Genomic DNA, 13,639 nt, shown 5'->3' with positions numbered 1-13,639 from the left:
CGATGCCCATTCTGGTGGACGCCGGGCGTCCACAGAAGTCACCGGGGGACACGTCCACCGAGATCGACTCGGGTTCGCGGATATCGGGGCATCCTCGCCAACGGGATACCGCGACTTGCAGGAACCCGAGTCGATCAAGGCGCGGGGCCGAGCCGGAAACCGTCGGAGGAGGTCAGATCGGGACGGGCTCGTCGGCGCGTACCGCCTGCTTTTCCGCTCGGGCGATGGGCCCGGCGGGCAGCGCGGCGACCGCGGCCCCGACGGCCACCGCCGCGCCCGCGAAGACGAAGGCCCACGGCACCCCGCCGGCGTGGTCCACGATCAGGCCGGCCACCGCGCCGCCGGCGGCGCTCGCCGCCACGGCCACCGTGACCACCCAGGTGTACGCCTCGTTCAGCATGCCCGCCGGGGCGATCCGGCCGACCAGGGTGTTCTCCAGGGTCAGCGCCGGAGCGATGGTGGCCCCACCGACGACCAGGGCGACGCCCAGCGCCAGCGGCGTGGGCATGAGCGCGAACACCACGAACGTGCCGGCCAGCGCGGCGAGCAGCAGGGCGAACTGGCGGGTCATGTTCGGCGAGGGTCGGCGTACGCCGAACCAGAAGCCGCCGATGGCGCTGCCGACCCCCCAGACCGCCAGCAGCAGCCCGGCGAGGCTCTCCGGGTCGTCGGTGGTGGCCTTGCCGGCGTACGCGGGAACGGTCACACCGGCGGCGCCGAACGCGATGCCCAGTCCGGCAACGCAGAGCAGCAGGGCCGGGAAACCGGCGACCCGCAGCGGACCGAGTCCCCGGGCGTGGTGTTCGCGCGGGTGCGGCCGCCAGTCGCGCATCACCCGGCCGAGGGCGACGGCGGAGGTGCCGACCAGGGTGACGACCGCCGCCCCGATCAACGCGGCCGCCGCGTCGGCGACCAGTACGAACCCTGCCACGAGCAGCGGGCCGAGGACGAACACGATCTCGAACAGCGAGGTCTCCGCCGCGAGGGCGGTGTTGCGCAGGGCGTACCGGCCGGAGGCGGGGCTGGTCAGTTCGTTCCAGGCGCCGCGGATGGCGGCGGTCAGCGGCGGGTACGTCGCGCCGGCGACGCCGGCCGTCAGGTAGATGGCGGCGAGGGCGTCGTCGCCGGAGCGGCTGGCCAGCAGCAGCCCGGTGAGCGCCAACGGGTGGGCCACGGCGGTGACCAGCAGCACCGGGCTGGGACCGACCCGGTCGGCGATGCGGCCGGCCACCGGGCTGAGCGCGGCGCCGGCGACGGCGTAGATGCCGCCCGCGATGGCGGCCAGGGAGTAGCGCCCGGTCACCTGCTCGACCACCAGCAGCAGCGCCAGCGGCGTCATGCCGATGCCGAGCCGGCCGATGATGCCGGTGACCAGCAGGATCGGCGCACCGGGGATCCGCCAGACCCCCAGGTACTGGCGCAGTGCGGCCACGAGGTGTACCTCCGCTGGGACAGGTAACGGGTAGAAGCCCTGTCGACCCTAACGCCCGAGGTCAGGCCATGGATGGTCGATCCGCTCACAGCAGCGCGAAGGCCGGGACTGACCGAGCGGTCACAAAGGGGGTAGGTTGCTGATCGAATTGGGTCCATACGCCGGCACCGCACGATGAGGCAGGAGGTCCGATGTCCGGGACTACCACCGCACCTCTGCGAGTCGAGATCTATTCGCTGTACGGCGACGCCAAGCCCAGTGAGGCCGCCTCGCCCAGCCTGCGCGGCTCCCTGCCCGCCCGGGCCGTCCAACAGTGCCCGCCGGTCGCCATCGCCTCGGGCTTCGGCTGGTACGTCTACCCGCCAACCGACTTCGCTCTGCGCTGGGACGGTCAGGACACCGAGTGGACACTGCTGGCGGAGAACGAGCCGGCCCAGTGGCGTTCGCTCGCCGGTGGTTACGACGGCAAGCTGCCGGACGCGGCCGGCCAGTTGCAGGCGGCGCCCGAGCAGTTCCACGGTGACCTGGACATCTTCGACAGGTACGGCGCGAGCATCCCCTTCCTCGACGCCGACCCGCGCGCCGCCAACACGATCGAGCTGGTCACCGGCGTGGTGGCGCGTACGTCCCCGGGCTGGTGCCTCATGGCCCGGGGCGTGCCGAACTGGCCCGCTCAGCGCGGCGTGCAGCTCTACGAGGGCGTGGTCGAGACCGACTGGTACACCTCGCTGCTGCCCACCATCCTGCGACTCACCGAGGTGGGGCAGGTGGTGCGCTTCTACCGGAACATCCCTCTCATGTGCCTGCAACCGGTGCACCGGTCGACACTGGAGGCCTTCCGGCAGGCCGAACTGGTCACCGGGGAAGGGCTGCCGGCGTGGCCGGAGGACGTCTGGTCGGACTTCGTGGCGCTGCGCCGCCGCCGCCAGGATCCGGAGATCCGCAGCAGCTACCGCCGGGAACAGGCCCGCCGGGTCCGGGAGAACGCCGCCTACCAGCCGATCGGGGTAGTGGAAGCGGACCAGACGAGCTGATGTCCGACACCGACGCACAGCTCGGGCCGTCGCCCGGTTACCGAGCGCTGTTCCGGCATCCGGTCGCTTCTCGGCTGGTCATCGCCCGGGGCATCTCGGAGCTGGGTGACTTCGTGGGCCTGGCCGCTCTGCTGCTGCTCGCGTACGACCAGACGAACTCCGTCCTCGGCCCGGCCGCGGTCTACGCCGCGCGTACCCTGCCGGCCCTGCTGGTCGCCACCGTCTTCAGCGGCTGGCTGGACGTGCCGGCCCGCCGTACCCTGCTGGTCTGGCTGTCGGTGGCCGGCGCCGCGCTGATCGCCGTGCCCGCGGCGGTCCCCGAGCCGCTGCCGGCGATCATGGCGGCGGGCCTGCTGGGCGCGGTGCGGGCCGCCTACGCGAGCGTCAACGTGGCCGTCGCCGCCGAGGCGGTGGACGCTCCGCTGCGGCTGCCGCTGTTCGGCCTCAGCGCCTTCGCCAACCAGGCGGGCCAGGTGGTCGGCCTGCTCGCGGGGGCCAGTCTGACGGTGGCCCTCGGCTCCCGGGTGGCGCTCCTGATCGACCTCGGGTCGTTCCTGATCGCCGCGGTCGTCCTGGCCGGACTACCGAAGCGCCCCCACCAGGTACGCGGGCCGCGTCCACCGGCGACCGCGGGCGTGCGCATCATCGCCCGCCATCCGGTGCTGCGGGGCGTCGCCCTGCTCACCCTGGCCACGGTGCTGTCCGGCGCGCTCCCGGAGACCCTCGCCCCGGATCTGGCCGGCGGGGCCTGGCGTCCCGCCGTGCTGGCTGCGTCGGCGTTCGGCGGTGCGGTCTTCGTGCTGGTGGTGGGCCGGTCCCGGTGGCTGGGCCGGTTGGCCGGTCAGGTGGCCGTCGCCGCGGCGCTGGCCGGCGCGCTGTTGCTGACCGGTGTCCTGGTCGCCGTCGACGCGCCGCTGTGGGCGCTGACGGTCGGCAACGCGTTGATCGGCGCGGGCGGTGGTTGGTTGATCGGGGCGCAGGCCACGTTCGCCCGGTTGGCCCCACCCGAACGGATGGGGCAGGTCGAGGCGACGATCGTCGCGGCGAACATCGTCACCTCGGGGATCGGCATCTTCCTGCTCGGTGGTGTGGCCGCCGTGCTCTCGCCCGCCGCGTCGTACCTGACCGCGGGCGTCGTCCTGCTCGCCGTCGTGCTGCTGAGCCGTCTGAATCGGCCGCCGGCACCGGAGTGACTGGGAAACGACTCCGCCCGCGTCCGTGAGCGGACGCGGGCGGAGTACGGCGTTCGGCGGGTCAGCGCTGGAACTGCACCGGCCCCGAGTTGGCGGCCATCCGCTCCAGGCGGGCGACCCGGTCCTCCATCTTCGGGTGGGTGGAGAAGAGAGCGGCCACCGCGCCACCGGCGAACGGGTTGGCGATCATCAGGTGGGCGCTGCTGGTGAGCGTGCCCTGAGCCGGCAGCGGGCGTCGCCGGGCCACGGCATCGATCTTGCGCAGGGCGCTGGCCAGGGCCAGCGGATCCCGGCTCAGCTCGGCGCCCGACTGGTCCGCCTGGAACTCGCGGCTACGGCTGATCGCCAACTGGATCACGGTGGCCGCGATCGGGCCGAGGATCAGGGTCAGCAGCAGGACGGCCGGGTTCGGCGAGTCCTCGTCGTCCCCGCCACCCAGCGGGATGAACCAGGCGATGTTCGCCAGGAACGTGATGATGCCGGCCAGGCCGGCCGCGACGCTGGAGATCAGGATGTCCCGGTTGTAGACGTGGGACAGCTCGTGTCCGATCACGCCGCGCAGCTCCCGGTAGTCCAGGATCTCGGTGATGCCCTGGGTCACGCAGACCGCCGCGTGCTGCGGGTTACGCCCCGTCGCGAACGCGTTGGGCTGGGCGGTCGGGCTGACGTACAGGCGGGGCATCGGCTGTTGGGCCTCGGTCGCCAGTTCGCGCACCATCCGGTACAGCTCGGGGAACTGTGCCTCGCTGACCGGTTGCGCCCGCATCGAGCGCAGCGCGAGCTTGTCCGAGTAGAAGTAGGAAATGCCGTTGATGACCAGTGAGATGAGGACGGCGATGACCAGGCCGCCACTGCCACCGAACCCGTAGCCCACCGCGAGGATCAGCGCGGTGAGCAGGCCGAGCAGCGCGGCGGTCTTCAGACGGTTGTGGTGCACGATCTCTCCTTCGGTGCGCGGATCGCCTCGATCCGCTGACCGGTACAACAACCCGATACCCGTCAACCATCCGTCGGAACGCTGAGAGTTGACTGAGACCCGCTCAGCGGGCGGCGAGATCCAGCACGAGCTGCGGGGCGACGCCGAGCACCACGGCGGCCACCGTGGCCACCGCCAGCACCACCGCCACCACACCCACCAGGGGTACGGCCACCACGCCCTCGCCGCCCGGCGCGGGCCGCGGCGTCCACAGGCCGGCCGTCACCCGCAGGTAGTAGGCGAGCCCGAGCACCGCGTTCAGCGCCACCACCAGCGCCAACCAGGCCGCGCCCCCGTCCAGCAGCGAACGGACCACCGTCACCTTCGCGAACAACCCGGCCAGGCCCGGTGGCAGTCCCGCGAGACCCACCAGCGCCAGGCCGAGGGCGGCGCCGCGCCACGGGTGCCGGCGCGCGGCCCCGCGCAGATCGTCGAGCGTGCCGCCGTCCGCCCCCGCCGGGCGCAGCGCGGTCACCCCGGCGAACGCCGCCAGCTCCAGCACCACGAAGAACACGGCGTACGCCACCGCGGCGGCGTACGCGGCCGACCGCGCCTCGCCCGTGCGGCCGGCGGCCAACGCCAGCGCGCCCAGCGGGGCGAGGATGTATCCGGCCTGCGCGACCGACGACCAGGCGAGCAACCGGACGGTACGCCGCTGACGCAGCGCCACCAGATTGCCGACCGTCATCGTGAGCACCGCCAGCAGGGCGAGCACCGGACCCGTCCGGTCCGCCGGCAGCGCCCGCTGCACGACGGCCAGCACCGCCACCAGGCCGCCCAGCTTCGACGCCGTCGACAGATACGCGGCCACCGGCAACGGGGCGCCATCGTAGGTGGCCGGCGCCCAGGCGTGGAACGGCACCGCCGCCACCTTGAAGGCCAGCCCGAGCAGCAGCAGCGTCACGGCGGCGGTGGTCAACGGCAGGTCGCGCAACTCCGGCCGCTCGGCCAGCAACGCGCCCACCCGGTCGAGGTGCAACCCGCCGGTCACCGCGTACAGCAGTGCCGCGCCGAGCAGCGTCAACGTGGTGGCGACCACGCTGACCACGAAGAACGTCACCGCCGCCTCGGCGCTGGCCAAGCTGCCGCGGCGCAGGCCCACCAGCACGTACAGCGGCAGGGTCAGCGTCTCCAACGCCACGATCAGGGTGATCAGGTCGCCGGCCGCGCCGAGCACCACGCCGCCCGTCATCGAACAGGCGAGCAGGAAGGCGTACTCCCCCACCGGTGACCGACCGGCCCGCAGCGCCGGCGCGGACAGCCCGAGCACGCCCAGGGTGAGCAGCGCCACCACCGCGCCGACCAGGGCCGCCCGGCCACCGAAGACCCACGAGCAGTCCCCGCCGACACAGAACGTCCGCCGCTCGCCGCCCGCGCCCACCAGCGCCGAGGTGACGGCCGTGCCGAGCGCCCCGAGCGCGGCCACCGCGACCGTGACGCGCGGCCGCGCCAGAACGAGGTCGACCACCAACACGAGTACGGCGGTGCCGGCGGCCAGGTAAGCCGGGAGCAGCGCGACGCTGTCCACGCTCTGCACGACGCTCACCGGGCCGCCTCCGATCGCGGCGCGCTTCTCGTGCTCACCTGTGGATCACCTCGATGAGGGCGTCGACGGGCGCCTCGGCGACGCCGAGGACCAGCGCCGGAACCAGGCCGATCGCCAACGCGAGCAGCACCAGCGGCGCCCACGCGGTCAACTCCGCGCCGGCCAGCCCCGCGCCGACGCCGCCCACCGCGGGGCTCGGCCGGCCGTGGGTGACCTGGCGCAGCAACCGCAGGAAGTACGCGGCCGTGAGCGCGCCACCGACCGCCGCGAGCACCCCGAGGGTCAGCCACAGCGGGCCGCCCACCTGAATCGCCGCGACCACCGCGAACGCCTCCCCCCAGAAGCCGGCCAGCCCGGGTAGGCCCAGCGACGCGACGGCCGCGAACGCCAGCAGACCGGCGAGGCGGGGCGCGGTCTCCCGCAGCCCGGACAACTCGGCGAGAGCGCCCGTGCCGGTGCGGTCCTTCACAGCCCCGGCCAGGAAGAACAGCAGGCCGGTGATCACCCCGTGGGCCACGTTGCCGATCAGGGCCGCCTGGACGCCGGTGGCGGTCAGCGTGGCGACGCCCAGCAGGACGAAGCCCATGTGCCCCACGCTGGAGTACGCGATGAGCCGCTTCACCTCGACCTGGGCCAGGCAGACCAGCGAGCCGACCAGGATCGCGGCGACCGCCAGCACGCCGAGCACCGGGGCGGCCCAGCGGGCGCCCTCCGGGGCCACCCCCACGGCGACCCGGATCAGCCCGTACGTGCCCATCTTGAGCAGCACCCCCGCCAGCACCACGCTGCCCACCGTCGGGGCCTGCGTGTGCGCGTCGGGCAGCCACGAGTGCAGCGGCCAGAGTGGACTCTTCACCGCGAACGCGAGCGCGAACAGCGTGAACGCGGCCAACTGGGTGCTCCGGGACAGCCCCGCCCCGCCGGTCAGGGCCACGATGTCGGCGGTGCCCGCGGCGGCGACCACGACGTACACGCCGACCAGGAGCAGCACCGAGCCGACGAGGGTGTACAGCACGAACTTGCGGGCCGCCCGACGCCGGTCGGCGCCGCCCCAGCCGGCGATGATCGCGTACATCGGCAGCAGGACTACCTCGAAGAAGAGGAAGAACAGCACCAGATCCAGCGCGAGGAACGTGCCGAGAATGCCCACCTCGACGACCAGCAGCAGCGCCACCAGCGCCCGGCCGCTGCCGCCGTCGGGCACCCGCCACAGCGAGTACGCGCAGCAGAGCAGCGTGAGCAGCGCGGTCAGCACCACCAGCGGCCAGGAGATGCCGTCGACGCCGAGGTGGAAGCGCAAATCCAGGCCGGACGCCCAGGGCAGGTCCACCTGGTGCCAGGGACGCACCGCCGGCGTACCCGCCGACCAGGCGAACCAGCCCCGTCCACCGGACACCAACGCCACGGCGGCCAGCAGGGTCAGCGCCGCCGCGACCGTACCGACGATCCGCGCCGCCCGGTCCCGGGGCGTCGCCGCCACCCCGACCGCGCCGAGCGCCGGCACCACCAGCACGGCGACGAGCAGCACCTGTCCGAACGTCATCGGGCCGCCTCTGTTCGCGACTGCGGGGCTCGCAAAACCGGCTCACTCCTCGCGCTCACCGGACCGCCTCTGTTCGCGACTGCGGGGCTCGCAAAACCGGCTCACTCCTCGCGCTCACCGGACCGCCTCCAGCAGGGCCGCCGCCAGGCCGATCAGCAGCGCGCCGGCCAGCACACCGGCGGCGGCCCGGGGCAACGCCGCCCGGTGCAACGCGGCCAGCGCGGTCCCCAGACCCGTGGCGGCCCGGCCGCTGCCCTCCACGGCCCCGTCCACCACCACCTCGTCGCCGGTACGCGCGAGGCGGGCCAGCGCCCGGACGGGGCGTACGACAAGGGCGTGCTGAACGTCGTCGAGCCGGAACGCGCGGGCGAAGACCGGCCGCAGCGGACCCAGCGCGGTCGCCGGATCGGCGGCCGCGTCCCGACGCCAGCGCGCCCACACCAGCCCCACGCCCACCAGCAGCAACGCCAGCGGCAGCAGCAGCCCCGGCCCGACGTGGACCAGGCCGTCCTCCGCGCCCGCGACCGGCACGGTGGCGAACCGCAGCCGGTCCGCGAACGCGCCGACGAACCCGGCCAGGCCCAGCAGCGCGGCCGGCACGGCCAGCAGCAGCACCGGCCAGCGCAGCACCGCCGGCGGGTCGTGCGGCTGGACCAGCGGCAGCCGGGGCTCGCCGAAGAAGGTCCGCAGCAGCAGTCGCCCGGCGTACCAGGCGGTGATCGCCACACCGAGCAGCCCGGCCAGCCAGACCAGCCAGCCCACCCACGACGGCGCGGGGCCGGTGCCCTCCAGCGCGGCCGACTCGGCGACCGTCAGCACGCCGTCCTTGCTCCAGAAGCCGCCCAGCGGAGGCACCCCGGCCAGCGCGCCGAGGCCGATCACCGTGCACCAGAACGTGACCGGCATGCTCCGGCGCAGCCCGCCCATCTCCGACATCAGCGTGGTGCCCACCGCGTGGATCACCGCACCGGCGGCGAGGAACAACAGCGCCTTGAACGCGGCATGGGTGAGCAGGTGGAACAGCGCCGCCGACGGCGAGCCGACGGCCAGCGCGCCGGTCATGTAACCCAGCTGGGAGACCGTCGACCAGGCCAGGACCCGCTTGATGTCGTCCTGCGCGGTGGCGGCGAGCGCCCCGAGCAGCAGAGTGATCGCGGCGAGCACCCCGAGCACCGTCAACGTCACCGGAGCAGCCGTGAACAGCGGATAGAGCCGGGCCACCACGTACACCCCGGCGGCGACCATCGTCGCGGCGTGGATCAGCGCGGAGATCGGCGTCGGGCCGGCCATGGCGTCCGGCAGCCAGGTGTGCAGCGGGAACTGCGCGCTCTTGCCGGCCACACCGGCGAGCAGCAGCAGGCCGGCGGCGGTCAGGGTCGCCCCGGAATGGTCGTGCGCGAGCACGTCGGCGATCCGGAAGCTGCCCGTCGACACCCCGAGCAACGCGATGCCGAGCAGGAAGCCGACGTCACCGACCCGCGTCACCAGGAACGCCTTCATGGCGGCGGCCGGCGCGCCCGCGAGCCGGCGGTCGTGGGCGATGAGCAGATACGAGCAGAGGCCCATCACCTCCCACCCCACCAGCAGCATGATCAGGTCACCGGCGACCACCACCAGCAGCATCGCCCCCGTGAAGAGACTGATCTGGGCGGCGTACGGCGGATAGCGGTGGTCGACGTCGACGTCGTCGTGCGGACCGCGCCGCAGGTAGCCGATCGAGTAGACCTGCACGGCCAGGGCCACCGCGGCGACCGCCACGGCGACCAGCGCGGCGGCGCCGTCCAGGCGCACCCCCAGGGTCACCGCCAGCCCGCCGAAGTCGACCCAGGTCGTCGACGTCTCCGTCGGGCCGTCGACGGTCACCAACAGGGCCACGGCCAGCGCCAGCGCGCCGGCGGCACCGGCCACACCGATCGTCACGGCCGCCGTTCGGGCCCGGTCACCGCCGACCGCGCCGCTCCGATGCCGTGGGGCCGGCGGCAGCAGCAGACCGACCAGACCGGCGAGCAGCGGTACGGCGGGCAGCGCCGCCCCGAGCAGCCCGGTCACCGGGTCGCCTCCGCGTCCCGCTCGACGGCCCCGGCCGGTTCGGTCAACGCCACGTCGTCCACCGCCACCGTGGACCGCAGGCGGTAGAGCTGGAGCACGATCGCCAACCCCACCCCGATCTCGGCGGCGGCGAGCACGATGACGAACAGCGCGAACACCTGCCCGGAGTGCGGCAGGACCGCGCGGACCGTGGTGTCCGCGGTGACCAGGATCAGGTTCACCGCGTTGAGCATCAACTCGACCGACATGAGCACCAGCACGGCGTTGCGTCGGCGCAGCACGCCGTACACGCCGAGGCCGAACAGCAGCGCGGCGGTGACGTACGGGATGACCGGCCTCACCGTCGCCCCCCGGCGGCCAGTTCCTCTGCCGGCGCGGGCGCGTCCTCGTTACGGCGGCCGATGTCGGGCCGGGACAGCACCACCGCGCCGACCAGGGCGGACAGCAACAGGACGGAGAGCACCTCGAACGGCAGCACCCAGGAGGCGAAGAGCTGCTCCCCCAACCGCTCGGCCGTGCCCGCGTCGGGCAGCGCGACGGCGCTCCACCGGTACGTGTCGACCAGCAGCGCGCTCAGCCCCAGCCCGGCCCCGCCACCGATCAGCGCGGCGGGCCAGCCGGGCCGGTCCAGGTCGTCGGACGCCCCGATCGGGGCCCGGGTCAGCATCACCGCGAACAGCAGCAGCACCACCACCGCGCCCACGTAGATCAGCACCTGGACCCAGGCGACCAGCTCCGCGCCGAGCACGAGATAGTCACCGGCCAGCGCACCCAGGCAGACCACCAGGTAGAGCCCCGCCCGGACCAGGTGCTTGGTGGTCACCACCAGCACACCCGCGCCGACCGCCACCGCACCCAGCGCGAGCAGCAGCAGATCCGCGCCGGTCACCGGGCCGTCCCCACGGCTCGGGCGGTCACGACGTCGGGCCCTCGTCGCCGGGGCGTACCGCCGGTGCGATCGACCGCGCGGCCTTGCGCGCGGCGGCGGTCTCCTCCTTGGCCGGCTCGCCGTTGGGGTCGTGCGCGGGCGGCGGCGGCACCGTCGCCATCCACTGGCCGAGGTGGTCCTTGTCGTGCAGCAGGTCCTTGATGTCGTACTCGGCGTACTCGAACTCCGGCGACCAGTAGAGCGCGTCGAAGGGGCAGACCTCGATGCAGATGCCGCAGTACATGCAGAGCGAGAAGTCGATGTCGAACTTGTCGAGCACGTTGCGCTGGCGGGGGCGGGCGGCGCCGGGCACCGCCACCTCCTCCTTGTGCGAGTCGATGTAGATGCACCAGTCCGGGCACTCGCGGGCGCAGAGCATGCAGACCGTGCAGTTCTCCTCGGACAGCGCGATCACGCCACGCGAGCGCGGCGGCAGCTCGGGGGCGACGTCCGGGTACTGCTGCGTGGTCGAGCGGCTGGTCATCGTCTTGAGGGTGACCGCCAGCCCCTTCACCAGACCGGCGCCGGGCAGGCCGCGCTCGCTGGTGCCGCCGGCCGGATCGCCGCGCTCGCTGGAATCGGTCATGTGGACCATCCTGCCCTGTGGCCCCGGCGCGCGCGACCACCACCCACAGGTCCGAGGCGGTACCGTGGTCGCGGGGAGAGCGATCGCACCTGGAAGGACACGCCATGACCGCCGCGCTGCAGAGCGACTACCCGCCCGAGAGCGAGTGGACGACTGACGATCTGGACGCGCAGCCCGAGGATGGCCGTCGCCGGGAACTGCTCGATGGAGTGCTGCTGATGTCCCCCTCCCCCACCCGTACCCACCAGAGCATCGCGATGCGTCTCGGTGCCGCCCTCGACGAGGACTGCCCCGACGGCTACGACGTGACCCAGGCGGTCGAGGTACGGATCAACCGCACCCGCTCCTTCATCCCCGACGTACTGATCACCACGGCCGCCGCGGCGGCTCGCGAGCCGTCGAGGTACGAGCCGCACGAGGTGGTCGTCGCCATCGAGATCGTCTCGCCGAGCACCCGCTCGATCGACCGCGTGTTGAAGCCGGCGCTGTACGCCCAGGCCGGCATCCCCTACTACTGGCGGATCGAGACCCTGGGTGGCGACCTGGAGGTCGTGACCTACCGGATCGACGCGGTGAACGAGGTCTACGCCGAGACCGGCCGATGGACGAAGTTCGTCGACACCGGCGAGCCGTTCCCGATCAACCTGCCGATCAGCCGGATCACGCCGCGGAGCCGCTGAGCCCGCCGGCCGGCGGCACCATCTCGACGCCGAGCTGCTGAAGGAGTTGGAGCAGCTCGTTGCAGCTCCACACGTCGATGATCCGGCCGGCGGTGTCGAAGCGCAGGAACGTCGCCCCCGAATAGCTGACCACCTGCCCGGTCGGCGGCACCGGCCCGAACTGCCCGGCGTGGGTGCCCGCCGCCCGCCAGTGCACGGCCACCCGCCCACCCGCGGCGACCACGTCGACGATCTTGTAGCGGAGGTCCGGGAAGGCCTCCCGGCGCTCGCGGTGCCAGGCCAGCGTCGCATCCGGCCCCGTCCCGCCCAGCCCCGGACACTCCTCGGCGATCAGCTCGTACGCCGACTCCTCCCGACGCGCGTTCCACACGTCGGCGATGAAGCGCCGGGCCGCCGTCTCCACATCCGTCATGACGGCAGGGTAGCTCCGGCCAGCACCGGAGACAGCCGAGGTTCGCCGGCGCCGAGCCGGACACCCGGATTTCGGCGAGGATGGGCGGTGAGGGCAACCGGAGCCGGAGGGCGGACGACGTGGCGCAGACAGGCGGGAAGTACGTCGAGCCGGGTGGCGAGTTCACCCGGGACCAGCGGTACATCGCCACGCGGATCACCGCGGACGGGCGGGACGGCTACCCGGTGGAGCCCGGGCGGTACCGGCTGGCCGTCAGCCGAGCCTGCCCGTGGGCCAACCGCCTCGTCATCGTGCGACGGCTGCTCGGCCTGGAGGACGCCATCTCGATGGCGATCGCCGGCCCCACGCACGACGCCCGGAGCTGGACCTTCGACCTCGACCCCGGCGGGCGCGACCCGGTGCTCGGCATCGAGCGCCTCCAGGAGGCGTTCTTCGCGCGCTTCCCCGACTACGAGCGGGGCATCACCGTGCCGGCGATGGTGGACGTACCCACCGGGCAGGTGGTGACCAACGACTACGCGCAGATGAGCCTGGACCTGTCCACCGAGTGGACGCCGTACCACCGCGAGGGCGCACCGCAGCTCTACCCCGAACACCTGCGCCAGCAGATCGACGAGGTCAACGACGTGGTGTTCCGCGACGTCAACAACGGCGTGTACCGGTGCGGGTTCGCCGGCAGCCAGGAGGCGTACGACAAGGCGTACCACCGGCTGTTCGACCGGCTGGACTGGTTGACCGAGCGGCTGACCAATCAGCGGTACCTGGTCGGCGACACCATCACCGAGGCCGACGTGCGGCTGTTCACCACGCTGGCCCGTTTCGACCCCGTCTACCACGGCCACTTCAAGTGCAACCGGCAGAAGCTGAGCGAGATGCCGGTGCTGTGGGCGTACGCCCGGGATCTGTTCCAGACCCCCGGGTTCGGCGACACCATCGACTTCGACCACATCAAGCGGCACTACTACGAGGTGCACCGCGACATCAACCCGACGGGGATCGTTCCGCTCGGCCCCGACCTGTCGAACTGGCTCACCCCGCACGGCCGGGACGCCCTGGGCGGCCGCCCCTTCGGCGACGGCACCCCACCCCCACCCCCCGCCGAACCGGTAGACCCCACCCACACCCCGCTCCACTAACCCCCCGCCCTCGCGCCCGCGCCCCGCCCGCGCCCCGCCCGCGCGCCCGCGCGCCCGCCCGCGCCCCGCCCCGCCCCGCCGATCTTGCACTTTCTGTCGTCGACATGAGCGAGACGCCCCTTAT

Annotated in this window: 13 protein-coding genes; 4 read left to right on the top strand and 9 right to left on the bottom strand. The window is 73.2% G+C overall.

The genetic code is table 11. The features are described from left to right. Positions 1–172 precede the first annotated feature (172 nt). Complete coding sequence (locus ACIA3K_RS27745; protein WP_396804594.1) at positions 173–1,432, bottom strand: MFS transporter; 1,260 nt, start codon at positions 1,430–1,432, stop codon at positions 173–175. A 191-nt stretch (positions 1,433–1,623) separates the two neighbouring features. Between ACIA3K_RS27745 and ACIA3K_RS27740 the strand changes: the two genes are divergently transcribed. Beyond that, the gene (locus tag ACIA3K_RS27740; protein ID WP_396804593.1) at positions 1,624–2,466 is read left to right on the top strand and encodes a DUF6065 family protein; all 843 of its coding nucleotides are present in this window, start codon (positions 1,624–1,626) and stop codon (positions 2,464–2,466) included. Continuing rightward, positions 2,466–3,659, top strand: a complete 1,194-nt coding sequence (locus tag ACIA3K_RS27735; protein WP_396804592.1) for an MFS transporter — start codon at positions 2,466–2,468, stop codon at positions 3,657–3,659. Before ACIA3K_RS27740 ends, ACIA3K_RS27735 begins: the two co-directional genes overlap by 1 nt. A 61-nt stretch (positions 3,660–3,720) precedes the next feature. On the opposite strand, the gene htpX is transcribed toward ACIA3K_RS27735, so the two are convergent. The 7 genes from htpX to ACIA3K_RS27700 all read right to left on the bottom strand — a co-directional run bounded on the left by htpX (position 3,721) and on the right by ACIA3K_RS27700 (position 11,296). Beyond that, on the bottom strand, positions 3,721–4,596 hold the full coding sequence (htpX, locus tag ACIA3K_RS27730) for a zinc metalloprotease HtpX (RefSeq protein WP_396804591.1): 876 nt from the start codon (positions 4,594–4,596) through the stop codon (positions 3,721–3,723). Between the two features lie 103 nt (positions 4,597–4,699). Continuing rightward, a complete protein-coding gene (locus tag ACIA3K_RS27725) occupies positions 4,700–6,181 on the bottom strand; it encodes an NADH-quinone oxidoreductase subunit N (RefSeq protein WP_396804590.1) in 1,482 nt (493 codons plus the stop codon). 34 nt (positions 6,182–6,215) lie between these two features. After that, entirely contained in the window at positions 6,216–7,724 is a 1,509-nt protein-coding gene (locus ACIA3K_RS27720) for a NuoM family protein (protein ID WP_396804589.1), read from the bottom strand. A gap of 114 nt (positions 7,725–7,838) precedes the next feature. Continuing rightward, entirely contained in the window at positions 7,839–9,773 is a 1,935-nt protein-coding gene (locus ACIA3K_RS27715; protein WP_396804588.1) for an NADH-quinone oxidoreductase subunit L, read from the bottom strand. Continuing rightward, positions 9,770–10,114: an NADH-quinone oxidoreductase subunit NuoK gene (gene nuoK / locus ACIA3K_RS27710; RefSeq protein WP_396804587.1), complete on the bottom strand. Its 345-nt coding sequence runs from the start codon at positions 10,112–10,114 to the stop codon at positions 9,770–9,772. Before nuoK ends, ACIA3K_RS27715 begins: the two co-directional genes overlap by 4 nt. Further along, complete coding sequence (locus tag ACIA3K_RS27705) at positions 10,111–10,662, bottom strand: NADH-quinone oxidoreductase subunit J (RefSeq protein ID WP_396804586.1); 552 nt, start codon at positions 10,660–10,662, stop codon at positions 10,111–10,113. Before ACIA3K_RS27705 ends, nuoK begins: the two co-directional genes overlap by 4 nt. A gap of 25 nt (positions 10,663–10,687) precedes the next feature. After that, positions 10,688–11,296: a NuoI/complex I 23 kDa subunit family protein gene (locus ACIA3K_RS27700; protein WP_396804585.1), complete on the bottom strand. Its 609-nt coding sequence runs from the start codon at positions 11,294–11,296 to the stop codon at positions 10,688–10,690. 95 nt (positions 11,297–11,391) lie between these two features. Between ACIA3K_RS27700 and ACIA3K_RS27695 the strand changes: the two genes are divergently transcribed. Further along, positions 11,392–11,967 (top strand): Uma2 family endonuclease, encoded by a 576-nt coding sequence (locus ACIA3K_RS27695; protein ID WP_396804584.1) that lies wholly within the window; start codon positions 11,392–11,394, stop codon positions 11,965–11,967. Here the strand turns inward: ACIA3K_RS27695 and ACIA3K_RS27690 are convergent. Continuing rightward, the gene (locus ACIA3K_RS27690) at positions 11,948–12,379 is read right to left on the bottom strand and encodes an ester cyclase (protein ID WP_396804583.1); all 432 of its coding nucleotides are present in this window, start codon (positions 12,377–12,379) and stop codon (positions 11,948–11,950) included. The two genes, ACIA3K_RS27695 and ACIA3K_RS27690, sit on opposite strands and share 20 nt — an antisense overlap. 119 nt (positions 12,380–12,498) lie before the next feature. Here ACIA3K_RS27690 and ACIA3K_RS27685 point away from each other — a divergent pair, with 119 nt between their 5' ends. Continuing rightward, positions 12,499–13,515, top strand: coding sequence for a glutathione S-transferase family protein (locus tag ACIA3K_RS27685; protein ID WP_396804582.1), 1,017 nt, complete (start codon positions 12,499–12,501; stop codon positions 13,513–13,515). Positions 13,516–13,639 lie beyond the last annotated feature (124 nt).

The sequence above is a fragment of the Micromonospora sp. NPDC051543 genome (genome assembly GCF_044454415.1).
GTDB lineage: Bacteria > Actinomycetota > Actinomycetes > Mycobacteriales > Micromonosporaceae > Micromonospora.
Note: the sequence above shows the minus strand (reverse complement) of the source record. Positions and strands in the feature narration are given on the sequence as shown.

Coding starts and splice junctions, on each gene's coding strand:
- ACIA3K_RS27740 (WP_396804593.1), top strand. CDS start 1,624: ATGTCCGGGACTACCACCGCACCTCTGCGAGTCGAGATCTATTCGCTG.
- ACIA3K_RS27735 (WP_396804592.1), top strand. CDS start 2,466: ATGTCCGACACCGACGCACAGCTCGGGCCGTCGCCCGGTTACCGAGCG.
- ACIA3K_RS27720 (WP_396804589.1), bottom strand. CDS start 7,724: ATGACGTTCGGACAGGTGCTGCTCGTCGCCGTGCTGGTGGTGCCGGCG.
- ACIA3K_RS27700 (WP_396804585.1), bottom strand. CDS start 11,296: ATGGTCCACATGACCGATTCCAGCGAGCGCGGCGATCCGGCCGGCGGC.
- ACIA3K_RS27695 (WP_396804584.1), top strand. CDS start 11,392: ATGACCGCCGCGCTGCAGAGCGACTACCCGCCCGAGAGCGAGTGGACG.
- ACIA3K_RS27690 (WP_396804583.1), bottom strand. CDS start 12,379: ATGACGGATGTGGAGACGGCGGCCCGGCGCTTCATCGCCGACGTGTGG.